The following is a 25062-nucleotide window of genomic DNA, read 5'->3' on the forward strand; positions in this document are numbered from 1 at the left end:
GCGAAACTTACACCCTTACCCAAGCCGATGTGGGCGCTGCTATCAGCGTCCGCGCCAGCTACACCGATGATCAGGGCACGGCCGAAGCGGTGACATCTGGCGCAACGGATAGCATCGCCAACGTTAATGATGCGCCGATGGGCAACGCTATCATTACTGGCACCACGACTGAAGATGAAACACTCACGGCCGACACCAGCGCTCTAGTCGATGAGGATGGTCTGGGCACTTTCAGCTACGTTTGGAAGGCCGATGACACCGCCATCACCGGTGCCACCAGCAGCACCTACACCCTGACTCAGGCTGAAGTGGACAAGGCAATCACCGTTGAAGTCAGCTACACCGATGATCAGGGTACCGCCGAAGCGGTCACATCCGCTGCCACGGATAGCGTGGCCAACGTCAATGATGCACCGACGGGTGGCGTGGCCATCAGCGGCGATGCGGTAGAAGATCAGACACTGACCGCCTCTAATACGCTGGCTGATGAAGACGGCCTGGGCGCAGTAACCTACCAGTGGCTGCGGGATGGTAATGAAATCACCACCGCCACCGGAGAAACCTACACCCTGACGCAAGCGGATGTGGGCGCTGCCATCAGCGTTCGCGCCAGCTACACCGATCAACAGGGCACGGCTGAAGCGGTCACATCCGCTGCCACGGATAGCGTGGCCAACGTCAACGATGCACCGACGGGCGATGTCATCATTACCGGCGATGCGGTAGAAGATCAGACACTGACCGCCTCTAATACGCTGGCTGATGAAGACGGCCTGGGCACGGTGACCTACCAGTGGCTGCGCGATGGCAACGAGATCACCACTGCTACCGGCGAAACCTACACCCTGACCCAAGCCGATGTGGGCGCTGCCATTAGCGTGCGTGCCAGCTACACCGATCAGCAGGGCACGGCTGAAGCAGTCACGTCTGTCGCGACGGATAGCGTGGCCAACGTCAACGATGCACCGACGGGCGATGTCATCATTACTGGCGATGCGGTAGAAGATCAGACACTGACCGCCTCTAATACGCTGGCCGACGAAGACGGCCTGGGGGCGGTGACTTACCAGTGGCTACGCGATGGTAATGAAATCGCCGCCGCCACCGGCGAAACCTACACCCTGACGCAAGCGGATGTGGGCGCTGCCATCAGCGTTCGTGCCAGCTACACCGATCAGCAGGGCACTGCCGAAACGGTGACATCTGGCGCCACGGATAGCGTGGCCAACGTTAACGATGCGCCGACGGGCAACGTCATCATTACCGGCGATGCGGTAGAAGATCAAACTCTGACCGTCTCTAACACCCTGGCAGATGAAGACGGCCTGGGCGCAGTGACCTACCAGTGGCTGCGCGATGGCAACGAGATCACCGATGCCTCCGGCGAAACCTATACCCTGACGCAAGCCGATGTGGGTGCTGCCATTAGCGTCCGTGCCAGCTATACCGATCAGCAGGGCACGGCCGAAGCGCTCACATCCGCTGCCACGGATAGCGTGGCCAACGTCAATGATGCACCGACGGGTGGCGTGGCCATCAGCGGCGATGCGGTAGAAGATCAGACACTGACCGCCTCTAACACCCTGGCCGATGAAGATGGCCTGGGCACGGTAACCTACCAGTGGCTGCGCGATGGCGTTGAGATTACCGATACCACCGGCGAAACCTACACCCTGACGCAAGCCGATGTGGGTGCTGAGATCAGCGTTCGCGCTGGCTACACCGACCAGCAGGGCACGGCTGAAACGGTGACATCTGGCGCGACGGAGAGCGTGGCCAACGTCAACGATGCACCGATAGGTGTCGTTACAATCAGCGGAGATGCGGTAGAAGATCAGACACTGACCGTCTCTAACACCCTGGCGGATGAAGACGGCCTGGGCACGGTGACCTACCAGTGGCTGCGGGATGGCACGGAGATCACCGATGCCTCCGGCGAAACCTACACCCTGACGCAAGCCGATGTGGGCGCTGCCATCAGCGTTCGCGCCAGCTACACCGATGATCAGGGCACGGCCGAAGCGGTGATGTCCGCTGCCACGGATAGTGTTGCCAACGTCAACGATGCCCCCACTGGCGATGTCATCATTACCGGCGATGCGATCGAAGATGAAACGCTCACAGCCGACACCAGCGCTCTGGCCGATGAGGATGGTCTGGGCGCTTTCAGCTACGTTTGGAAGGCCGATGACACTGCCATCACCGGTGCCACCAGCAGCACCTACACCTTGACTCAGGCTGAAGTGGGCAAGGCAATCACCGTTGAAGTCAGCTACACCGATGATCAGGGCACGGCCGAAGCGGTGACGTCTGCTGCCACGGATAGCGTGGCCAACGTCAACGATGCACCGACGGGCGATGTCATCATTACCGGCGATGCGGTAGAAGATCAGACACTGACCGCCTCTAATACGCTGGCTGATGAAGACGGCCTGGGCACGGTGACCTACCAGTGGCTGCGCGATGGCAACGAGATCACCACTGCTACCGGCGAAACCTACACCCTGACCCAAGCCGATGTGGGCGCTGCCATTAGCGTGCGTGCCAGCTACACCGATCAGCAGGGCACGGCTGAAGCAGTCACGTCTGCCGCGACGGATAGCGTGGCCAACGTCAACGATGCACCGACGGGCGATGTCATCATTACTGGCGATGCGGTAGAAGATCAGACACTGACCGCCTCTAATACGCTGGCCGACGAAGATGGCCTGGGCACGGTGACCTACCAGTGGCTGCGCGATGGTAATGAAATCACCACCGCCACCGGCGAAACCTACACCCTGACCCAAGCGGATGTGGGCACTGCTATCAGCGTGCGTGCCAGCTATACCGATCAGCAGGGCACCGCTGAAGCGGCCACATCCGCTGCCACGGAGAGCGTGGCCAATGTTAACGATGCACCGACAGGTGTCGTTACAATCAGCGGCGATGCGGTAGAAGATCAGACACTGACCGCCTCTAATACGCTGGCTGATGAAGACGGCCTGGGCACGGTGACCTACCAGTGGCTGCGCGATGGCAACGAGATCACCACTGCTACCGGCGAAACCTACACCCTGACCCAAGCCGATGTGAGCACTGCTATCAGCGTGCGTGCCAGCTATACCGATCAGCAGGGCACGGCCGAAACTCTTACATCGATGCCAACGTCTGCTATTAGTGCTAATCCTGATAGCGATAATGACGGCATTTCGAATGAAGATGAAAATCGCGTACCATCGCTAGATGGAAGCACTACCGGTGATGGCAACGGCGACGGCATTTCTGACGCCGAGCAAAGCAATGTCAGTTCTACACCGTTTTTATTGACGCCGACGGCTGTCTCTAATCCCGAAGATGCCCCTGAAGCGTTTATCACGCTGACGTCGAACGGCAGCCGTGACGCCGAGAGCGATGATGACTTACTAACGTTGCGTAATGTGCGACAGTTGGATGCGCCGAATGACCGACCAGATGACCTTGATATGCCATTTGGTTTAATCGCTTTTGAAGCGGATATAGAAACCGTTGGTGGGTCTAATGTGTTTTCTCTGTTCGTCGCCGATGATGTTGAGGCCAATGGTTACTGGAAGCAGAACGCGGCTGGAGACTGGGTAAATCTGGCTAGTGCAGCCTTTGGCGGTAGTCTGACAAATGAAGGTAATAAATTACGCTTTGATTTTGTCATTGAGGATGGCGGTGAGTTTGATTCTGATGGCGCCGCTAACGGCGTTATTGTTGACCCTGGTGCCATTGGATTCCGCTTACCGGAAACCCCCGAGGATCCAGAGCCTATACCGGATGTCGATGATGGAGGGGTAAACAGCGCACCTATTGCGCGTGACGATGAATTTTCGAGCCGGTTTGGTTGGTTACTGCGTGGGAACCTGTTGGAAGACAATGGCAACGGCATTGACCAGGAGGTTGATGGTGATGACTTCTCAATCACTGATATTGATGGTCAAGAGATTCTTTTTGATACCGCGCTTGTTTTGTCATCTGGTGCGACTCTCACCGTTCAGGAAAATGGTGATTTCCTCTACGACCAGAGAGGGGCTTTTGTGCCTTCACAAGAGGTAGACCGCGTCAGCGATATCTTTGAATACTCGATTGAGGACTCGCAGGGAGCATCAAGCACAGCGACAGTTTCTGTTGAACTGGGCGATGTCACGGATACGGTCGAGATCTCAGTGCTTCATGCATTATATAAAGTCGCGTTTGATCGAGAGGCGGATGCTACAGGGCTAAATTACTGGTCTGGTGTGCGTGAAAACGGTGTGAGTATGTTTGATATTGCTGATTTCTTCATCGAATCGGAAGAGTTTACCGATGATCACGGGAGTAGCTTCAGTGATGATGACTATCTGACCCTGCTATATGCCAACGCCTTTGATAGAGCTCCTGATGCTGATGGCTTTGCGTACTGGTCAGATGTGCTTGAAGAGCCGACGGTTGATCATGGTGATGTGATGACCTATTTCGCTACTTCTGAAGAAATGCAGGTGAAACATTTAGCGGAAGGTTTTATTTTCGCCTGATGCATTGACGTTAGGCAGAGCACCAGCGGCCACTCTTCGCCTGCGGGAAGAGTGGCCGCTTTTTATGTGTATCCGTTTTTGATGCTTTTGGCCGTGAGATTGCCAGGCCCGGTACTCACGTCTCCGTGGTTGATCCGATGATATCTTTGAACGCCACAACTAAATCATCTGACTGAGAAAGGTCAGGCCGCTAAAGACGTTGGCAATGCCGATATTGAGGCGTTAATCGCCCAAGGCCTGGTGGAAGCACAGCCGATTACCTATGAAGACTTTCTCCCAGTCAGTGCGGCGGGTATTTTCCAGTCGAACGTCGGTGGCACGGGGAGCGAAGCTTACGCGGGTAATGCTAATCGGGATGCCTTTGAAGAGGCACTGGGTGCCCAGGTAACAGATGAGCTATCGCTCTATGCTGAGCGCGAAAACGCCTCTAAAGCGAAGGTGCTGGCAAGTTTATAAGGTGAAATTTTCGCTTAAACCCTGAAAGCTGGTGGCGAAAAGGTGTGCTATCAGCGATTTTCAATCCGTAAAGGTTAGAATGTGCGCCAGACTAATTTTTGGCGCACATACAGCAATAAGACAATAACATGTTACCGATAACGTCTAGCAGTACACCCAGTTATCTGAATCCTAAATTAGCATTACAATCTAGATATCTGCCTTGCTGTTGCTATTAGTAAACCTGATAAATTCTGTTCCAGCTCCTCAGGCATGCTCCGTGCTCGAGACATTGAGATACTGACAGCTGCTCGCGGTCGGTTATGTCTATCTAAGATAGGCACCGAAATTGATATGTCGGATAGAAAATATTCCTCTACCGATATTGCATACCCTTGGCGCCGAAATCTTTCTAAGCGATCCATTATCGCAGGTACTTCGGAGATGGTATTGGGTGTATAAGCCTTTCGCTGAGTTTGCTCCAACAGAGTAAGGGCCTCTTTTTCATCTAATTGCGACAGCATTGCCAGCCCTGGTGCCGTGCAAAAAGCCGGGAGTCGCGATCCGATAGTGATATCGGTATCGAGCATGTTTCGGCTCAGCAGGCGAGATAGATACACCACATCCTGTCCATCCAAAATCGTAAGGCTGACTGAGCCTTCTGTTTCTTTGCTCAGGTTCAGTAAGTAGGGGCGAACCTTATCGACCAATGGATGCGCATGAAGGTAGTGCGCGGCAATATCTAGTGTGCGCACGCTAGGTTCGATCAGTTGTGTTTCCTCGTTGCGCTGCAAGTAGCCTAGCTGCATCAACGTGTGTACAAAGCGCTGTGTTGCGCTTCTGTCCATGTCACAGCGTTCTGCAAGGTTCTTGATGCTCATCGCTGGATGCTCTGCATCGAAAACCTCAAGAATCCGAAACGCTTTAACCACGCTCTTGACCATTAAATGGTCCACCTTTTTCTTTTCGTTCAATTTTTCACCTTTTAATTGAATGGTCTCTGCGCAAGAAAATCATTTTTGTATCTTGATAGCTTTACAGTGAGTATATATCGACTATATTGATTGTATGTTGATCAACATTGATCGCATTATAATCACTCCAAGAGCAAATAGAGAGATAATCATGTCTGAACATATTCTCACCAGCAAGCAAGGTCGCGTAGGTGTCATCACTTTGAACCGTCCAGAAGTTCTTAACGCCTGGCATAGTGAAATGCGCCAGCAACTTATCGCCGCGCTTGAGGAGTTAACAAATGACGATTCGCTCGGCGCCATCGTGCTGACTGGGGCGGGCGGGCGAGCTTTCAGTGCTGGTCAGGATCTCAACGAGACCCGATCTTTTGACGCCGAACGGGCCAAAAGCTGGGTTGGCGAGTGGGAGATGCTCTACGACAAACTGCGCAGCAGTCCTAAGCCCATCATTGCTGGCCTCAATGGAGTCGCGGCTGGTTCGGCCTTTCAAGTAGCTCTACTGTGTGACTTCCGCATAGCCCATGCCGACGTTCGTATGGGTCAGCCCGAAATTAACTCGGGAATCGCTAGCACTACCGGCCCCTGGATCATGCGCGAACACCTGGGGCTAGCTCGAACCATCGACCTGACCCTAAGTGGTCGCTTGATGAATGCCGACGAGTCTTGTGCTCTCGGTTTGATCAATCGACTGGTTGCAGCCGATCAGGTCATGACTGAAGCGCTAGCGCTGGGTGAAGAGCTCGCCGACAAGCCTCCTGTTGCAATGCGTCTGGATCGTCAGCGTTTTCAAGAGATCACCGAGCCCGGTTTCCGCGACTGCCTTGAGGCGGGGATTCGCATTCAGGGGGAGGCTTACGCATCGGGAGAACCGGCACGCATGATGGAACTCTTTCTCAAGCGTTAAGACGGTAGAAAACATAGATTGAACAACTGTCGCTGGAGCGACGCGTGAGAAGCAAAGGACATTCGGATTGCTATGATATTCAACCTCAACGATCCCAGTTTTATTCTCGCGCTGCGCGATATCGCAACGCGTGAGCCAGAACGCTTATTCGGGAACTTCGATCAACGTCCATTGACATTTGGAGAGCTCGATCGTCAGTCCGAGGCTCTCGCCGCCCACCTTCGCAGGGAGCTGGGTATTCACCCTGGCGAGCGTGCCGCAGTTATGATGAACAACGGCCCGGAGGCCATCGCTATCCTATTCGCACTGGCCAAAGCTGGCATCATTTGGGTGCCAGTCAATGCCCGTCAACGCGGCAATGGCTTGAAATATATTATCGAGCATTGCGCTCCTGCGGTCTTGTTCACTGATGCTGATCTTTGGCCTGTCGTTGTCGATAGTGGGGCGGACTTCACGGGCAAGACGTTTCTGCTGGGCGGCGCTAAAGACACAGTATCAGAGCACTTGGAAGGCAGAGAAAGACTAGATGCACCGGCGCCTGCTATGTGGGAACTATATGCTTTGATGTATACCTCAGGCACGACGGGAAAGCCAAAGGGAGTACGCGTTACGCATGCGATGATGGCGTATGCCCTGAAGAGCGTTGAGCTGCTCTGTTCGATCAAACCGGGTGACGTCTTCTTTCAGTGGGAACCCTTCTATCACATTGGCGGCGCCCAAATGCTGTTACTGCCGCTGTTCTTCGATGTGCGGCTCAGTCTGACCGAGCGCTTCAGCGCCAGTCGTTTCTGGGAGCAGGTTCATGCAAGCGGTGCGACTCATATCCATTATCTGGGTGGCGTCTTGCAGATATTGCTGAAGCAGCCACCTAGTAAACTGGAGTCTACCCACAATGTACGTATTGCCTGGGGCGGGGGGTGTCCAAGCGACATCTGGTTAACCCTCCAGAATCGTTTCGGCTTTGAGATCCGCGAGTGCTACGGAATGACGGAAGCCTCAAGTCTAACCACCTTCAATGCGGTAGGAAGGCCAGGGTCGGTGGGGCACGCCGTTCCCTGGTTGGACGTCGCTATTCACGATGATAGGGGGAATCCGTTAGCGCCAGGCGAGCCGGGTCAGATCGTGGTTCGTGAAACGCAGCCAGGCGTGCTATTCGATGGTTACTTCCACAATGCTGAGGCTACTGAGAAGACACTAACGAAGGACATGCTGCAAACCGGCGACCGCGGCTGGCTCGATACGGACGGGTTTCTCTACTTTCTCGGACGTATTACCGATAGCGTGCGCTGCCGAGGAGAGAATGTCTCGGCCTGGGAGGTGGAGTCGGTCACCCAACAGCACCCCGATGTTGAGGAGTGCGCGATGATAGGAGTTGCCGCTGAGATCGGAGAGCAGGAAATCAAGCTCTTCCTGAAGCCGAAAGCTGGACGTGATATCAAACCACGTGAACTTCATCTTTGGCTAAAAGAGCGTTTAGCCTCCTACCAGTGCCCTAGGTACCTTGCCATCGTGGAGGAGTTCGAGCGGACTCCCAGCCACCGCATCGTCAAGCACTGTCTGCCCAAGACCCTACACGAAACCTGGGATAGTCAACGTCTTCACCAAACGTAATCCAGAGGAAAATATGAACAATAACGACAAGAAAAAAGTTCCGGCCACCGTTCCTACAACTAGAAAAAAGGAGACCAACAGCATGGTCCATGTACTGCACAAGACTGCTGCTATTACGACGTTATCTTTAGCAGCCAGTGGCATTGCCTACGCCGACGTCTGGGATTTACCTTCCCCGCAACCGGCGGACAACTACATTACAAAGAACGTAAGCTGGTTCGCCGATCAAGTACGCGAAGTTACCAATGGAGAGTTGGATATACGCGTTCACCCGAGTGGATCGCTGTTTCCTGGCGATCAGATCAAGCGCGCTGTCCAGCGTGATCAGGCTCAGATCGGTGTTCACGTGCTTTCCGCCCATCAGAACGAGAATATTCTTTATGGTATTGACTCAGTGCCTTTTTTGGCAGATTCCTTCGAAGAGTCCGCACAGCTCTGGGAAGTGACTAAGCCGGCGCTGGATGAGTTGATGGCGGAGCAGAACCTTCAATTGCTTTATCACATCCCTTGGCCTCCTCAGGGCATCTTCTTTGACCGAGAGATCGATACACCCGAGGATGCAGAGGGGCTAAATTTCCGAGCCTATAATACGGCTACGGCGCGTTTTGCAGAACTGATGGGCATGACGCCAACCTTGATTGAGGAAGCCGAACTTTCACAGGCAGCCGCCACTGGCATGGTGCAGTCACTGATATCTTCCGGCGACCCCGTCTACAACCACCAGTTATGGGACTACCTCCCTCACTTCTACGATGCCAAAGCGTGGCTCGTGCTTAGCCACGTCTTCGTCAATAAGGACCGCTGGGAAGCCCTTGACGAGGAAATCAAAGAGGATGTTCTGGCCATTGCCACAGAAGCCGAGCAGCGCGGCGAAGAGCAGGCCAGAGAACTTACCGATGAACTCAAGAGCCGACTGGGCGACAAGGGGGTTGCGATCAACCAGCCTAATGAAGACCTGCAAGCGGAATTTAACCGTATTGGTGAAGCTATGCAGGAGGAATGGCTAGAGAAGGCTGGCCCACAAGGCCGGCAACTGGTAGAGGAATATCGTGCCATGCAGTAACGGTACGATTCATGTCCTCATTCCGAAGAATGGGGACTTCGCTTGGCTGGTTGAACTAGGGACTGCTCCTATGAACACCTTCTCTTCCCGTGCAGTTAAATGCCTGGAAACGCTCTATCGTGTCTTCGGCTATCTTGCCGCGCTATGCATTTTTATCATGCTGATAGTGATCGTCGCCCAGGTGGTGCTGCGTTGGAGTGGCACGACTCTGCCTGGTGCTACCAATTACGCTGGCTACCTGATGGGTGCTAGCACATTCCTTGCTGCGGCCTATACCTTTCACGAAGGCGGGCATATCCGTGTTGGTCTCCTGGTGGAGCGACTCGGGCGCTTTCGCCCCATTGGCGAGCTGTGGTGCCTCTTGGTCGCAAGCGGCATTGCTGGCTTTATCACGTGGCATGCTTTCGACGCGGCCTACTGGTCCTATCGGTTTGGTGATGTCTCATCAGGGCAGGATGCGACTGCACTATGGATACCTCAGACGCTGCTCGCGCTCGGTTCCACAGCATTTACGATTTCAATTCTTGACCATTTCGTGCGTACCCTGGCCACGCTGTTTTGTTCTTCGGCTGCCAACCGCCACGAAACCCATCCCATGAGGAGTCTCTGATGGACTTCACCGAATTGGCCATTGCTCTGCTGCTCATCCTCTTCTTACTGCTGGGATCTGGCGTCTGGGTGGCTCTGTCCCTGGTCGGGGTAGCCATTGTATGCATTACGTTTTTCACTGGTCGCCCGATTGGGGCCTCAATGTACAGCACACTGTGGACGTCTTCGACGAGCTGGACGCTAACGGCCCTTCCTCTATTTATCTGGATGGGAGAAATCCTGTATCGCACACGGCTTTCCGAAAGCCTTTTTCGCGGGCTGAGCCCCTGGCTCAGTTGGTTGCCCGGTCGGCTAATGCATACCAATGTCATCGGTTGTACTTTGTTTGCTGCAGTCTCTGGCTCTTCTGCAGCCACCCTGACAACGGTAGGCAAAATGTCTATGCCGAAACTCAAAAAGCGTGGCTACTCCGATTTCATGAGTGTAGGGACTCTAGCAGGCGCTTCTACCCTTGGTCTTATGATTCCACCTTCCCTAACTATGATCGTCTATGGCGTGATTACCAATCAATCAATACCGATACTATTTATCGCGGGTATACTCCCTGGGCTGATATTGGCCACGTTATTTATGGGATATGTCGTTGCATGGGGGATATTGAAAAAGCCTAATATTGACCAAGAGCCATCCATGACAATGAAACAGCGTCTTTATGAGTCGCGACTATTGATACCCGTTGCGTTACTGATAATTACCGTAATTGGTTCAATGTACTCCGGTCTTGCTACTGCGACTGAAGCGGCTGCACTTGGGGTTGTCGGCGCTTTATCACTTGCGGCAATACAGCGTAGCTTGACCTTTGCTTCGCTGGTAGAAAGCCTAATTGGAGCCGCTAAAACCTCTTGTATGATTGCACTTATTTTGGCGGGAGCTTCGTTTCTAACCCTAGCAATGGGGTACACGGGGTTGCCCAGAGGTTTGGCGGAGTGGGTGGGCACACTCGATTTAACGCCTTTTATGCTTCTGATGGCATTAATGGTTGTTTACATTGTATTGGGGTGCTTCTTAGATGGCATTTCAGCCGTGGTGCTGACCATGGCTGTGGTCACCCCCATGTTGAACGAAGCAGGTATCGATTTAATTTGGTTCGGTATATTTGTGCTAGTCATGGTAGAAATGGCTCAGATTACTCCACCGGTGGGCTTTAATCTCTTTGTAATGAAAGGCCTAACAAATCATAGCCTCGGCTTTATTGCCAAAGCAGCCGCCCCAATGTTTTTAATTATGGTTTTTATGGCGCTATTGCTAATTATATTCCCTGAACTTGTAACCTTTCTACCCAGCTATATGAACGAAGCAAAAATGTAAACGGGGAAATGTAGTTGTAGCCAACTACGGTCTGAAATGGTATCAATGCAGGCTTTTAGGCCTGCATTGATGGATTTTTTTGTCTTAGTTAAATTATTATTTTCTCAGATCTTGTTTTGTTTAAATGCTAGGATGTTAAATAATATTAGTTTATGTGTTAGTTTCATTTAATATCCAGCTGAGGCTGATAGCCAAAATTTTTAAGAGGCACTGGGTGCCCAGGTGACGGATGAGCTATCGCTCTATGCTGAGCGCGAAAACGCCTCTAAAGCGAAGGTGCTGGCAAGTTTAAAAAACTAATCCATCGTTAATTAAAGAACGGCAGCACAGGAATGTGCTGCCGTTTTGTTAAGCAATAACACCGTGATTAGATCAGCACTCGTAGACACTGACCTGCATGATACAGCGAGAAACCACCCTCATAGGCGCAGCTCCACAGCGGGCGGGCTTTGATGGGTTTGGGCTTTGACAACGGCAGCGGCAGCAGGCTGTCATCCTCGTTTGCAATGTAATGGGCAAAACCTTGCCCGACCACCGTGCCGGTAGTGATGCCGCGTCCGTTATAGCCAGTGGCTGACAATATCCCAGGGGCCGGTTCAAAAATACGTAAGGTGTGGTCCGGTGTGAACGCGACCTTGCCGGTCCAGGTGTATTCCCAGCGTACGTTGCCGAGCCCAGAGAAGTAATGATCTTTTATGGTATCGGCCCAGCGGGTTAAGTAAGCCAGCGGCTTGCCTTCACCTTTCCCCAGGCTACCCAACAGTAAGCGGCCTGCCTTGTCCCGCCGAATGCTGCTAAGTACCGTGCGTGTGTCCCAAGCGCCTTGCTTTTCTGGCAGTATCGCATCGGCGGCTTCGCCCGTCAGGGGTTCTGACGCCAGTTGATAATAATGGCCGATAAAGAAGTGTTGTCGAACTTGGTTCCAGTCGTCTTCGGTATACGCATTGGTCGCCATGACGACTTTGTTCGCGGTTACGCTGCCATTTTGAGTTAACACCCGCCAGCGGTCTTCCTGTCGCTCGATGCCTGTTACGGGGCTTTGGCAATAGAGAGTGGCCCCTAGGTTTGCAGTAGCGCGGGCGAGCCCTCGTGTATAGGCGCACGGGTTGATAGTGCCAGCGCGCTTATCAAGCAGCGCGGTATGTATCTGAGCGGTTCCCGTCATCCGCTCGCATGCTTCACCTTCCAATAGGGTCACCGGGGCTCCACGGTTTTGTAACTGCTCGTGGCGGCGTGTGAGCTCTTGGCAGCCTTTGGTGTTATGGCCAAGGTGCAGGGTGCCTGTACGCGTTGCATCGCACTCAATGGCATAGCGCTCAATAATGTCGAAGACTTTTGCTGGCGCGCCGCCCAAAATAGTATTAACGCGTTCGCCTGTTTCTTCACCTAGCGCGGCCACGATGTCATCGGGTGGAATCCAAAGCCCGGCATTCACCAAGCCAACATTGCGGCCTGAAGCACCCGTGGGGATATCTCCCGCCTCCAGCAAAATTACCTTGATGCCTTTTTCGGCCAAATGTAACGCGGTGGACAGGCCTGTAATACCGCCACCAACAACACAGACCTCGGCCTCTTCCTGGTTCGCTAACGCAGGATAGTGTACTGGGGCTTCCGCGCTCGTTTGCAGCCAAAGGCAGCGCTCGGAGAGGGTCGTTTGCATCTTATAGTACCTCCTGAAAAGAAGCGCAGGTCGGCCATAGGTCCTGGTACTTTTAGTAAGGGCCCTGCAGGGAAGGGCCCTTATAGAGGGGAAGGGTTAGTCGAACTTAATGCCTTGGGCCAGTGGGAGTTCACGAGAGTAATTCACGGTGTTAGTTTGGCGACGCATATAGCTCTTCCAAACGTCGGAGCCAGACTCGCGACCGCCACCGGTTTCCTTCTCGCCCCCAAACGCACCGCCAATTTCAGCACCGCTAGGGCCGATGTTGACGTTGGCGATCCCGCAGTCACTACCAACCGCAGAGATGAAGGTTTCGGCTTCGCGAACATCGGTGGTGAAAATACACGATGACAGCCCCTGGGGGACGTCATTATTGGTAGCAATAGCCTCATCCAGCTCTTTGTAGGTGAGGACATAGAGAATGGGCGCAAAAGTTTCGTGCTTGACCAGCTCGTTTTGCTCGGTCACTTCAACAATGGCGGGCTCGACGTAGTAGCCTTCGTTGCTGTTGGCGATCTCTACACGGTTGCCACCGAACACATTCGCACCTTGTTCACGCGCCTTAGCCAGCACGCTTTGCATCGCATCAAAGGCTTGATGGTCAATTAGCGGGCCAACCAAGTTACCTTCAAGCGGGTTGCCGATGGACACCGCGCTATACGACTTCTTCAGACGCGCTAAGATTTCGTCTTTAATGGATTCATGAACGACTAGGCGACGCAGTGTCGTGCAGCGTTGCCCAGCCGTACCCACCGCAGAGAACAGGATGGCGCGAGTTGCCATATCAAGGTCTGCGCTTGGCGCTAAGATCATGGCATTGTTGCCACCCAGTTCAAGAATGCTGCGACCGAAGCGCGCTGCCACTTGTGGGCCTACTTCGCGACCCATGCGGGTGCTGCCGGTAGCGCTGATCAGCGCAACGCGAGTGTCATTGACCAACTGCTCGCCAGCAGCACGCTCACCAATAATCACCTGGCTCAGGTGCTCAGGGGCTTCATCGCCGAACTCTTCAATGGCACGTTCCAATAGTGCTTGGCAGGCCAGTGCCGTTAACGGTGTTTTTTCAGACGGTTTCCAAAGTAAGCTATTGCCGCATACCAGCGCTAAGGCTGAATTCCATGCCCAAGGGGCGACGGGAAAGTTAAACGCCGTAATTAGCCCAATCGGGCCTAGCGGGTGCCAACTTTCGCGCATATGGTGACCGGGGCGCTCGGAAGCGATGGTCAGCCCAAACAGCTGGCGAGATTGACCAACGGCGAGGTCACAAATGTCGATCATTTCCTGAACTTCGCCAAGCCCTTCCTGGAGAATCTTGCCGCACTCCCAGGTAACCAGCTCGCCAAGTGCTTCCTTGTGCTGGCGCAGTTGGTCGCCAAACAGGCGAACCAATTCACCACGACGGGGGGCAGGCACGCTTTTCCAAGCTTGAAAGGCTTTTTCTGCGTTCGCGATAGCGGTTTCAACGTCGCTGCTAGAAGCCGTTGTAAGACGGCCAATTTCGCTACCATCAATCGGTGTGGTAACAATCAGGTCGCCGCCTTGATACTGCTCTTTTGCGACACCCATTTTTTCCATCAGGGAATGAATCATTGCTTCACCAAATATTGAATTGTGAGTAAATTGGTTACAGGAGCAGTATTGCCAAGCATGTGGCAGCTCATCAAACGATGTTTGTGAAAAACATCATTCCTTAATTTCACCAAGTAGGAATGCTATGCGTCGTCGAAACTTACCTTCTTTGACCAGCCTGAACTGTTTCGAGGCCGCGGCAAGGCATCTCAGTTTTACGCGGGCTGCGGATGAGCTGAGCCTGACGCAAAGTGCGGTGAGTAAGCAGGTGTCACAACTAGAGGTTACCCTGCAACATCCGTTATTCAGGCGGGTGAGAAAGCGTCTGCACCTGACGCCAGAGGGAGCGGTCTATCTCGGCGAAGCGCGTAAAATATTAGCCCAAGTCGAAATGTCCACGCGTTATATGCAGTCTTACGGCGTAGAGGCAGATGTGCTGAATATCGCCACATTGCCCACCTTTGGGGCGCGGTGGCTTATCCCCAGACTCAACGGGTTCCGCTTTAAATATCCCAATATTAATCTCAATATTGCTAATCGTACCGAACCGTTTGATATGCAAAAAGAGCGTATAGAGGCGGCGTTCTTTTTTGGTCATGGCGTATGGCCGCGGGCGGAATGTATTAAGTTGCTGGATGAAGAGGTGGTGCCTGTCTGCTCGCCTACCGCCATGGAGCAGACAACCGTTCGCGACCCATTAGACTTAACAGACATGGTGTTGTTACAGGTTTCTACTCGGCCCGAAGGGTGGCATGACTGGTTTGAAGCACAAGATCTCTATACGGAGCACAGCTACCATGGCCCAAGATTTGATACGTTCTATATGGCGTTAAGAGCGGCCCGCGCGGGCTGCGGTGTTGCCCTAGTGCCAAAGTTTCTTGCTCAGGAAGAGCTTGATGAGGGGAAGTTAGTCATTCCTTGGCAGTTCTCACTTAAGAGTCAAGATGCTTATTATATGGCGTACCCAGAGCATATGGTTGAAGTTTATAAATTGCGCGCTTTTATTGAGTGGATTCGTGCGCATTTAGATTGATAACGATCAATCTAAATGCTTTGTTGGCGGTGGTTTAAGAATGACTGCTTTTTTATAGAGTCATCTAATAATATGCTAAGTTATTAACCGATATCTTATAAGGAGGGCTAAAATGTCAGACTTAGCCGAAGCATATCTTTGTGCTGAATTCCATTTTCAATGATAGGCTCAGGATAGTTCTTCAAGAAAAAGTCTTTATCAATGCAATCAACCCTAAAGCCCTGGCGTTGGTAGAAGGTCAGTTGATAGCCGAATGTGCCCGTTCCCACCTCTAGGCGCTGTGCACCTGATTCCTTCACTTTTTCGATAACATATCTAAGCAGTTGGGTGCCAACACCATGCTGTTGAACCGATGGTGAAACGGCAATGTTCATCAGTTCCAGTGCTCCCTCATAAATTGGTTTGATAACACAAGCTCCGACGATTGCCCCTTTGTCGTAGGCTGCGAAGCACCTTGATTGATATAGGTACCTTTTAATGGCCTCCTCGGACGGGTCCGCTAAAAGAAGTAGCTCCATTGGTACTTCAGAGGGTGTTATCTCAGCGATTTGCAACGCAACCTACTCCTCTCGTATTCAGAATAATTTACATTCTATTTTTGTATGGATGTCTTTATGTGAGCGTTTGGGTGATTTTTTGACTTTAGGCCGCGTGTTCTGATTTGGATAGGCACACGTGGCCTGTCACTATAAAATTAAAGTATTTATGTAACATAAAAAGCCTGGGTGCAAGCTGCCTTAGGTAGGGGCATTTTGTTGCTGTTGGTTTGAAAAAGCTGATGTGCTAGCTCACCGGCGCGAAGTTATTCACACGAGATCATCATGACCCTACTGGATAAACGTGCATTTTACTTATTTGAGGTAAGCAGCTGCGGCGGCATTCGTGCGGCGGCGGAGCATCTGCATATCAATCCCTCTGTGGTAAGCCGTCAAGTACGGGGGTTGGAGCGGGAATTGGGCATGGCGTTGTTGGAGCGTCAAGGGCGGCATGTGACGTTGACCGAGGCAGGCCAATTGGTAGTGGAAGGGTTTCTTGCTCAGCGGCGGTTGAATTCAGAGCTGGGAGATACGCTGTCCCGGTTACGCAATTTACAGTCGGGGAAAGTGGTCGTCTCGGTAGGTGACGGCTTTGTGGATAGTTTTATCAACCATGTGATGCGCCGTGTTTCCGAGCAGTATCCCGATGTGCTGATCGAGATTAAAACAGGGATTTATTACCCCCGAGAACCCCATGAGATGGTGGCCAGCGACGAGGTAGATATTGCGATTACCTACGGCCCCATTTCAGACCCACGGTTAGTGGTGCACTCCTTTGAACGAGGGCCGTTGTGTGCGCTGGTAGCACCGTCCCACCGGCTTGCTCGCCAAGAGAGCGTGTCGATCACGGAGTTATTACAGCACAAGTTGATTTTTTTACCGGATGTCTCGGGCTCTCAGCAGTTCGTGAATGCGCTATTTGGTGCTGCCGGGCAGTTGGCTACGCCTGCCTATCGTTGCAACCTGCATTCGGTGTCTCGAAGGATGGCTTGTGCCGGGATTGGCGTGTCGTTTATGACGGCTGCTGCTGCACGCAGTGAAATAAATGCGGGTTTGCTGAAGGCGATTCCCATTGATCACCCTATGGCGGCTAGCAGCCAGGGCAATTTGGTGCGTAGAGTCGGCAGAAGGCTTTCGCCCGCTGCCGACTATTTGTGGAAGTTAATGATGGCGATGCAGTGACTTACTGAAGTATCAGTTAGCCATCATGTATACGCCTGGGCCAATTGGCCAGCCCATGGCCAGCCAGAACATCAAAAACGCGGACCAGGCGAGCAAAAAGCCTATGGCTAACGGCAGCATGGTGGCTATCAACGTGCCTAGCCCCATATCTGGCTTATAACGCTGCATATACACCAGTGCTACCGAAAAATATGGGCTCATGGGGGAGATAATGTTCGTGCTGGAATCGCCTATGCGGAACATTGCCAACACAAAGGCTGGGTCGAAGTCGATCATCATCAGCATCGGTACGAATACCGGAGCCATTAATGCCCACTGAGCGGAGCCGCTGGTCATAAAGACATTCAGTACTGCGCTCATCGCAATAAACGCGCCTACTAGCGGTAGCCCAGTAAATCCGGTGCTTTGCAGAATATTGGAGCCTTCAATAGCAATAAATTGCCCCAGTTCTGACCAGCGGAAATAAGCAATAAACTGCGAAATTGCAAAGAACAGTACTAGGGTAGGTGCTAAGTCACTGGCAGACTCCGCCATGCGTTGTGGTACATCACGGCTGCTGGTGATCTTACCGGTGGTGATGCCATAGACCAAGCCAATAGTGACAAAGTAGCCAAACATCAGTGGCACGAGTGAGCGCAAAAAGGGCGAGGGAATCAAACCGCCTTCTTCATTGCGCAGTGGCGATGCTTCGGGTACCACGGCAATTAAGATCAGCGCTAGGTAAATCAGTGTGGCAACGCCTACCCGCTTTAGACCGCGCTTTTCTGCGTCGGTTAATGCCGGTTTTATGATGTCAGTTTTAAAGTCTTTGCTCATCGGTAGGGTGCGTTGCAGCCTCGGCTCTACGATCTTATCGATGACTAACGTGCCAATAATTGCCAGCACAAACACTGAGCAGGCCACAAAGTAGTAGTTATCCACAGGTGAGACGTAGGCGTCTGGGTCTACCAAGCGTGCAGCCTCCGTGGTTATGCCAGCAAACAGCGCATCCCCGACGGTAATAAACAGGCTGGCATCAAACCCGGCGCCTGCCGCCGCATAGGCGGCGGCTGCACCGGCGATTGGGTGGCGGCCCACCGAGTAGTACACCATGGCAGCTAGAGGGATCAGGATCAGGTAGTTGGCATCGGAGGCAATACTGCCGCAAATACCCGCCATAAAAACGCAGAAAGTGAGCAGAGCGGGTGGTGCTTTCGCCACGCTCACCTGCATCAAGGTCGACATTAAGCCCACTTTATCGGCCAAACCAATGCCAAACATCACCACCAAAATAAGGCCGAGGGGAGGGAAGTTAACGAAGTTACTGACCACGCTGGTCAGCATAAACTCAATGCCATCAGCCGAGAGTAGACTGCGTACCTGCACCACCGCGTCGGTTTGCGGGTTAACCGCTGAAACGCCGAGTGACGAAAGCAGGGCTGAGAGGATTACAACAGTGCCCGCTAAAATGGCAAAGAGAATAAACGGGTGTGGGAGCTTATTACCCACACGCTCAATAGATGAAAGAACACCTTGCATCGTATTAATCCTTTTTTCTTAACGTTATTTTTTTAATCGTAATGAGAGGCTTGCAGAGAATTAAGTTCGTGATAGCAACTCTTTTGCCAACGCCACAAACATCCCGCCTGCGACCGGCAGAACAGCATCGTTAAAGTCGTAGTGCTCGTTGTGCAGATAGGCGCTATCGCCATTACCGACAAAGAAGAAACACCCCGGTACTTCCTGCAGGTAGAACGCGAAATCTTCCGCCCCCATGGTGGGCATATAGTCCAACTGCTGAATGTCGTGGCTTACTGCGTGCTTGTTGGCAATCGTTAGCACGCGTTCTGACCACGCTGAGTCGTTAACCAGTGGTGGCACCTGGTGTAGGTGTTCCAGATGAAACTGCGCACTGTGGGCTGCGCATACGCCCGCGGTTACCTGCTCAAGCTTGCCTGCGAGTGCTTCGCGTGAAGAGGGGCGGTCACTGCGGATATTCACTAACAGTTCGGCTTGGCCAGGAATCACGTTGGCGGCGTCGCCCGCATGGAAAGCGGCTACAGTGATCACGCCTGCTTCCAGCGGCGATTTGTGGCGGCTCACTAACCCTTGCAACTGCTGTATTAGTGACGCCCCGACATAAATAGGATCGACCGCCAAGTGCGGCATGGCGGCATGGCCAGAAGTACCTTCAATAGTGACTTTATAAGTGTCGTTACCGCCCATAGCTGGCCCGGGTTTAACAAACAGTTGGCCTGCTGGGAAACCAGGGCGGTTGTGGTAGCCAAATATCGCGTCCACCTTGGGGTTTTCCAAGACCCCTGCCTTGACCATGATGTCGGCACCATTGCCACCTTCCTCGCCAGGCTGAAATAGCAGTTTAATGTGCCCACATAGCTCGTCACGCAGCGCTATGATGGCCTCGGCAGCCAATAACAGCGTGGCGGTATGCCCATCGTGACCACAGGCATGCATCAAACCTTGCCGTTGGGAGCGATGCTCAAACGTGTTGGCTTCATCGATGGGTAACGCATCCATGTCGGCGCGAAAGGCAATCACTGGGCCTTCGCGACCGGTCGCTAGCTCAGCCATAACGCCTGTAGTGGCAATACCTTCGGTAACGCGATAGCCAAGCGCTCTTAGCCGCTCCGCGACCAGCGCGGCGGTGTTATTTTCCTGGAATTTAAGCTCGGGCTGCTGGTGCAACCGATGCCGCAAAGCGGTGGCTTCACCAACTTGTTTATCTGAAAACATTTCCTATCCCTACTGTTGTCGGTGCCTTTATTCGGCTTTTTGTAAGCTAAGCGACTTGGCGGGTAGAAAGGAGTCGTTTTAATGACGAATTTGTTGCTTTCAAAGCAACAATAATGGGGGGATACAACCGAAGCTGCTTCCTAGCGATGTTATCAACGCCCTTGGCAGCTAGCGGTGAAATTTTCAGTGTCACCTTCTTTAATGCTTATTTTTAACTTAAGCATTCTGCTTATCGACTAAATCATACCTCTTTGCGGCAGCCGCACAGCAGGAGATTGCAATCACCCAGCAAAGTAGGCTATTGGTGGCGCAGTTGATAGATCAGCTTGATGCACAAGACACACACGGCCGTGGAGTGCTCGGTATGAAGACCTTGTCGAACATGGGGTTTGCCCTATTTGGTGCAGCGCTGGTCGCGATTAGTTATGGACTTGCGCGCTTTGCGTTTGGTTTGTTTGTACCTTCCATTAGCGCCGAACTAGAACTGACTGCGTACTTAGTTGGTATTATCGGGGCGCTGCCGTTTATTAGTTTTGTCTTGGCGACGTTGTTTGCACCGCTTGCAGCCGATCGGCTTGGTGCGCGTAATTTAGCAGTGTTATCCGGTGGATTCGGTGTGGCCGGGCTGGTCTTTATCAGCCAGTCGTCTGGTGCCTTCTCGCTCGGCGTAGGTGTGTTTGTCTGCGGGATCTGTACTGGCTTGATGATGCCCGCTCTGACGGCTGCTATGCAGGCGTTGGTGAGCCGAACAATGCATGGCCGCGTTAGCTCTATCATGAATGCTGGCACCAGTATTGGCATTATCGTAGCAGTGCCGACAGTCGTGTTCCTGGCCGATGCGTGGCGCTTTACCTACACTAGCTTTGCTGTTTTGGCGGGTTTAGGGGTGATTGCTGCCTGGTACTTTATCCCTTCGGTCTCTCGGGTTGTGCCAGCCAATGCGGCACCGCCACCGCCAATCACGCGGCTACAGTGGTCGCGCCTTACTCGGCTATCACTCTTTGCTTTCGCGATGGGGTTTGTGTCTTCGCCATTCTGGCTTTTTGCGCCTGATTTGGCCGTTACCCTTGGTGGGTTGCCTCCTAATCAAACTGGCTGGCTTTGGTTTGCCGTAGGACTTGCTGGGCTTGGAGGTGCCGTAGTGAGTGATTTGGCTGACCGTAATAACCCTCCTATTACGCAGGCACTAATGCTAATGATGCTGTCTTCAAGCTTGGCGTTGCTTGCTGCCAGTCCCAGCCAGTTAGCATTGGCGATATTTTCCGCCATGGTGTTTGGACTTGCTTACATGAGCTTAACGGGACTGTATCTGATGACGGGCATTCGGCTATTGCCGGGGCGGCTTTCCATGGGGCCCGTCTTACCTTTCATGGCCTGTGCGCTTGGGCAGGCAGTAGGCTCGCCGGTTGTCGGTATGCTGGTGGACGGTTTTGGTTATGCCTATGCATTTTCGCTATTTTCGGTCGTCGGCATTGTGGTGGCGATTATATCGCCAGCTTATCCCGGCCACATTGATTACTGGGCAGACTTGGTGGAAGAGTCAGCGCAAGAAGAACCACTGCAAGAGGAGCAGCCCGCTGCTGAAGAGACGGGTCTCCAAGCAGCCTATGACCACCAATTGCTGGATGAGAATGGCGAGCCCATCGAAGAGCCCGTTACGAAAGAGGATAACGTAGCCTAATGCGTTTCTGATTAGCGTTATACGGTCGAAAGCCATGGAGGAATTGGAGAAGATGCCAGGAGGGCGATTTGCCAGGGTTTGCTATCACCGGTAGCAGAGGGGGGCTAGAGGCAACGGATACCTAGCGGCATCGGCGATAAAAACGACAACGCCAGCTGAACCCAGAGGCTAGCGTTGTCGGACGAACAGCGATCAGGCGAAGGCGTTCAGACACCAGGTAATGGCGGGGATGGCGACAATATCGATCAGCACGGCGCCGCACAGCGGGACGATAATGAAGGCCTTATGCGACACCACACGATAGTGCTCGCACACCGCACTCATATTTGCCACCGCATTGGGAGTCGCGCCTAGGCCGTGGCCAATAAAGCCCGCGGTAAGCACTGCGGCGTCGTAGTTGCGGCCCAGCAGGCGGAACATCACCACCACGGCCAGGAAGACGATGGCCAAGGTCTGCACCAGCAGGATCAACAGCAGTGAGCCGCCCATCTCCTGGAGCTGCCAGATCTTGAGATTCATCATTGCCATGGTCAGGAACACGCCCAAGGCCACGTCGCCCAGAGTGGCGAGGGCGTTGTCCGGCATGCTGACCCAGTGGAAGCGATCATTAAGATTGCGTAGCAGGATGGCGACAAACATGGCGCCCACATAGCTCGGTAGGATGATCCCCAGGTGGGTCGACAGAGCCTCTTTGAACCACACGCCCAGCACCATGATCGGGACTATTACGGCCAGCACGCGCAGCAGGGTGCGGCTGTCGATGGGCGCTTGAGAGGGGCGCTCCTCGGCTTGCAGTTTCTCCAGGTCATGCACGTCCTCGGCGACAACCGGGATCTGCCGACGGTCGATTATCCAGCGGGCGATAGGCGCACCGATCACACCGCCGACAATCATGCCGAAGGTGGCAGAGGCAATGGCGGCAGTAGTGGCTCCCTGGGCGCCTAGGGCTTCCGCCTCAGGGCCAAAGGCCGCTGCTGCGCCGAAGCCGCCCTCTAAGGAGGTGGCTCCGGCCATTAGGCCGATCAGCGGGTCGAGGCCTAGCAGGCTGGCCATGCCAATGCCCACGCCGTTCTGCATCAGCGCCAACAGCCAGCAGGCCACTAGATAGATACCCAGCGCCTTGCCGCCTTTTTTGAGCAGCGCCAGGCTTCCGCCCAGGCCGACGGTGGTGAAGAAGGCGATCATCAATGGGCTCTGCATCGCCGTGTTAAGTTCGAAGGTAACCAAGCCAAGATCGCGCAGCAGCCAGGCCAGCAGAGCGAAGCCGAAACCGCCGATCACTGGGGTGGGAACGCAGAAGTGTTCCAGCCAGTTGAGCCGGCGCTTAAGCCCGGCGCCAAATGCAAGCAATATCAGCGCCAGTGCCGTGGTGGACACGGCATCCAGAGTAAAGTGCATGGTGATGCTCCATGAGTTGTTATGTGCCGCTCAGGGCGGTCGGGTAGGGGTGGCCGTTGACGACCGGTTAATCGTTGGTTAGCGCGCCAGGCGCTCGACCAGACGGGCCGCCACACGGGCTGTTCGCGCGTCTATATCCAGGCTTGGATTGAACTCGGCTACGTCCACTACTGGCAGCGCAACGCGTGCGGCTAGGTGATCAATGACATCCTCAACCAGGGACAGCTCGATGCCCCGGGCGGAAGGGGCGCTGACGCCCGGGGCAATCCAGGCGGGTAGGGCGTCTAAGCAGATGGTGAGGTAGAGCCAGTCAACCCGTGTCAGCAGCCGCTCAAGAGCGGTTTTCATCGCGGGGCTATCCAGCGAGCGACACTGCTCGTCGAGCACCCACTCCACTCCCAGCGACTCGGCGCGGGCGAAAAGCGCTGGCGTATTGCCGCCGCGACTCACGCCAAGGCAGGTGTAGTGGAAGTCGATGCCCGCCTCTTGGCACAGCTCGGCGCACTGCCGAAAGGGCGTGCCGGAGCTGGCGCGCTCGGCCTGGCGCAGATCGAGATGGGCATCCAGATTGAGGATGCCTAGGCGCGGCATCGTCGTCTGACGCTGGGCGTGAGCCAGCAGCCCCGAGAAGCTAGCGAAGGCGATCTCGTGGCCGCCGCCTAAGCCGATAACCCGATGCCCCTGTTCGAGCAGTTCGGACACCCGCCCGGCGAAGGCTTGCTGGGCGCTCTCTAAGTTGTCGCCTTGGCAGACCACATCGCCAGCATCATACAGCGGTGCCGTCAGATGATACGCCTGGTTAGCTAGCTGGCGACGCAGCGCCAGGGGCCCTTCACTGGCCCCCGTCCGCCCTTGGTTGCGGGCTACGCCAGCATCAGAACAGAACCCTAACAAAGCACGCCCCGGCGCCTCGGCCCGAAAGGCCGGACGCATCACCTGATGCCAGCGCCGTGCGTCACCTGTCTCCGTGCTATCGACCCGGCCTTGCCAGGGCGCCATCAGCGCCGCCTCATTATCTGCTTGTGTCACTGCAGGAGTTCTCCCAATCGTTGTGCACTGAGGCGCGTGGCCTCGCTCAGAGTCTCGGCTCGGTCTTGAGCCCGGGCGCTGGGGGCCATCACACTGATCACCGCCTTGAGACGACCGCGGCCGTTGAACACTGGCGCGCTGGCGCCCCACACCCCTTGATCGATTTCGCCCAGACTGACCGCTACGCCCTGCTGGCGAATAGCCTCAAGGCCGATCAGGGCATCGTCCCGCTCCGCCTCCGAGCGAAGCATCAGTGCCATCTGGCGCTCTTCTTCGCTCATCCAGGCCAGCAGCGCTCGAGCGCTGGCACCCTTGAGTAACGGTTGCACCTGGCCTCGGTGGTAGCAGCAACGCAGCGGCTGTGGGCTATCGATCATCTCTACGCAGAGGGCGTGGTCACGCGCTGCCACCAGCAGCGCCGAGCTCTCTTGAGTGGTCTCGGTCAACTCGGTCAACACTGGGCGAGCCCAGCGAAGCAGCTCGTTGTTGTGCTCGAAGCCCTGGTGCAGACGTACCGCCTGAGGGCCCGGCGCATAGGTACCGCCCTCGCGCTCGCTGACTAGGCCCCAGGCCAAAAGTTGGCGCAGGTGGCGGTATGCGGTTGAGACTGGCTGAGCGGTCAGCTCGGCCAGCGACTTCACCGTCATTGCTTCCCCTTGATTGGCTAGGCAGCACAGTAGCGCTAGCATGCGGTCGGATGGTCCCATCGCAATTACCTCAAATTTTGATAAACGATACGCAGCAAAATAGATAAAAGAAAAAAAAGTTATCAATTTTTGATAATTAAAATTCTTAGACTTTAGTCTTGCTATGGGAGGGT

At 54.1% G+C, this 25062-nt stretch carries 19 protein-coding genes; 10 read left to right on the top strand and 9 right to left on the bottom strand.

Going from position 1 to position 25062, the window contains the following annotated elements; translation table 11 throughout:
* Nucleotides 1-4517 (top strand): DUF4214 domain-containing protein (locus CEK60_RS19970; protein WP_198361402.1); only part of this gene is annotated, 4517 nt, incomplete at its 5' end.
* Nucleotides 4518-4685: 168 nt separating this feature from the next.
* Nucleotides 4686-4973, top strand: a complete 288-nt coding sequence (locus CEK60_RS19975; protein ID WP_157698096.1) for a 2-oxoadipate dioxygenase/decarboxylase family protein — start codon at nucleotides 4686-4688, stop codon at nucleotides 4971-4973.
* Between the two features lie 182 nt (nucleotides 4974-5155).
* Here the strand turns inward: CEK60_RS19975 and CEK60_RS19980 are convergent, their stop codons facing one another.
* Nucleotides 5156-5926 (bottom strand): IclR family transcriptional regulator, encoded by a 771-nt coding sequence (locus tag CEK60_RS19980; RefSeq protein WP_089040490.1) that lies wholly within the window; start codon nucleotides 5924-5926, stop codon nucleotides 5156-5158.
* Nucleotides 5927-6077: 151 nt separating this feature from the next.
* On the opposite strand from CEK60_RS19980, the gene CEK60_RS19985 reads away from it, so the two are divergent.
* From CEK60_RS19985 to CEK60_RS20005, 5 genes are all read left to right on the top strand, one after another.
* Nucleotides 6078-6830, top strand: coding sequence for an enoyl-CoA hydratase/isomerase family protein (locus tag CEK60_RS19985; RefSeq protein ID WP_089040491.1), 753 nt, complete (start codon nucleotides 6078-6080; stop codon nucleotides 6828-6830).
* 72 nt (nucleotides 6831-6902) lie between these two features.
* Complete coding sequence (locus CEK60_RS19990) at nucleotides 6903-8441, top strand: class I adenylate-forming enzyme family protein (protein ID WP_089040492.1); 1539 nt, start codon at nucleotides 6903-6905, stop codon at nucleotides 8439-8441.
* Between the two features lie 82 nt (nucleotides 8442-8523).
* Nucleotides 8524-9504 (top strand): TRAP transporter substrate-binding protein, encoded by a 981-nt coding sequence (locus CEK60_RS19995; RefSeq protein WP_157698066.1) that lies wholly within the window; start codon nucleotides 8524-8526, stop codon nucleotides 9502-9504.
* A 70-nt stretch (nucleotides 9505-9574) separates the two neighbouring features.
* On the top strand, nucleotides 9575-10114 hold the full coding sequence (locus CEK60_RS20000) for a TRAP transporter small permease subunit (protein ID WP_089040494.1): 540 nt from the start codon (nucleotides 9575-9577) through the stop codon (nucleotides 10112-10114).
* Entirely contained in the window at nucleotides 10114-11421 is a 1308-nt protein-coding gene (locus tag CEK60_RS20005; protein WP_089040495.1) for a TRAP transporter large permease, read from the top strand. Before CEK60_RS20000 ends, CEK60_RS20005 begins: the two co-directional genes overlap by 1 nt.
* Nucleotides 11422-11788: 367 nt before the next feature.
* Here CEK60_RS20005 and amaA read toward each other — a convergent pair whose 3' ends face one another.
* Together amaA and amaB are read right to left on the bottom strand one after the other, a co-directional pair.
* The gene (amaA, locus tag CEK60_RS20010) at nucleotides 11789-13081 is read right to left on the bottom strand and encodes an L-pipecolate oxidase (protein WP_089040496.1); all 1293 of its coding nucleotides are present in this window, start codon (nucleotides 13079-13081) and stop codon (nucleotides 11789-11791) included.
* Between the two features lie 96 nt (nucleotides 13082-13177).
* Nucleotides 13178-14671, bottom strand: a complete 1494-nt coding sequence (amaB, locus tag CEK60_RS20015) for an L-piperidine-6-carboxylate dehydrogenase (protein WP_089040497.1) — start codon at nucleotides 14669-14671, stop codon at nucleotides 13178-13180.
* Between the two features lie 124 nt (nucleotides 14672-14795).
* On the opposite strand from amaB, the gene gcvA reads away from it, so the two are divergent.
* The gene (gcvA, locus tag CEK60_RS20020) at nucleotides 14796-15683 is read left to right on the top strand and encodes a transcriptional regulator GcvA (RefSeq protein ID WP_089040498.1); all 888 of its coding nucleotides are present in this window, start codon (nucleotides 14796-14798) and stop codon (nucleotides 15681-15683) included.
* A 107-nt stretch (nucleotides 15684-15790) separates the two neighbouring features.
* On the opposite strand, the gene CEK60_RS20025 is transcribed toward gcvA, so the two are convergent.
* Nucleotides 15791-16237, bottom strand: coding sequence for a GNAT family N-acetyltransferase (locus CEK60_RS20025; RefSeq protein ID WP_232471415.1), 447 nt, complete (start codon nucleotides 16235-16237; stop codon nucleotides 15791-15793).
* A 267-nt stretch (nucleotides 16238-16504) separates the two neighbouring features.
* Here CEK60_RS20025 and CEK60_RS20030 point away from each other — a divergent pair, with 267 nt between their 5' ends.
* Nucleotides 16505-17401 (top strand): LysR family transcriptional regulator, encoded by an 897-nt coding sequence (locus tag CEK60_RS20030; protein WP_089040499.1) that lies wholly within the window; start codon nucleotides 16505-16507, stop codon nucleotides 17399-17401.
* A 12-nt stretch (nucleotides 17402-17413) separates the two neighbouring features.
* Here CEK60_RS20030 and CEK60_RS20035 read toward each other — a convergent pair whose 3' ends face one another.
* Together CEK60_RS20035 and CEK60_RS20040 are read right to left on the bottom strand one after the other, a co-directional pair.
* The gene (locus tag CEK60_RS20035; protein WP_089040500.1) at nucleotides 17414-18919 is read right to left on the bottom strand and encodes an AbgT family transporter; all 1506 of its coding nucleotides are present in this window, start codon (nucleotides 18917-18919) and stop codon (nucleotides 17414-17416) included.
* A 60-nt stretch (nucleotides 18920-18979) separates the two neighbouring features.
* Entirely contained in the window at nucleotides 18980-20134 is a 1155-nt protein-coding gene (locus CEK60_RS20040; protein ID WP_089040501.1) for a M20 metallopeptidase family protein, read from the bottom strand.
* Nucleotides 20135-20498: 364 nt separating this feature from the next.
* Here CEK60_RS20040 and CEK60_RS20045 point away from each other — a divergent pair, with 364 nt between their 5' ends.
* A complete protein-coding gene (locus tag CEK60_RS20045) occupies nucleotides 20499-21815 on the top strand; it encodes an MFS transporter (protein WP_089040992.1) in 1317 nt (438 codons plus the stop codon).
* A 192-nt stretch (nucleotides 21816-22007) separates the two neighbouring features.
* Here the strand turns inward: CEK60_RS20045 and gltS are convergent, their stop codons facing one another.
* The 3 genes from gltS to CEK60_RS20060 form a co-directional block, all read right to left on the bottom strand.
* Nucleotides 22008-23213 carry a sodium/glutamate symporter gene (gene gltS, locus CEK60_RS20050; RefSeq protein WP_089040502.1) on the bottom strand — a complete coding sequence of 402 codons (1206 nt, stop codon included), beginning with the start codon at nucleotides 23211-23213 and terminating at the stop codon, nucleotides 22008-22010.
* A 78-nt stretch (nucleotides 23214-23291) separates the two neighbouring features.
* Nucleotides 23292-24242 carry a formimidoylglutamase gene (hutG, locus tag CEK60_RS20055; protein ID WP_232471416.1) on the bottom strand — a complete coding sequence of 317 codons (951 nt, stop codon included), beginning with the start codon at nucleotides 24240-24242 and terminating at the stop codon, nucleotides 23292-23294.
* Nucleotides 24239-24949 (bottom strand): IclR family transcriptional regulator, encoded by a 711-nt coding sequence (locus CEK60_RS20060; RefSeq protein ID WP_089040503.1) that lies wholly within the window; start codon nucleotides 24947-24949, stop codon nucleotides 24239-24241. The genes hutG and CEK60_RS20060 overlap by 4 nt, the downstream gene beginning before the upstream one ends.
* Between the last annotated feature and the right edge of the window lie 113 nt (nucleotides 24950-25062).

This window comes from Halomonas sp. N3-2A, assembly GCF_002216165.1.
Classification (GTDB): domain Bacteria; phylum Pseudomonadota; class Gammaproteobacteria; order Pseudomonadales; family Halomonadaceae; genus Vreelandella.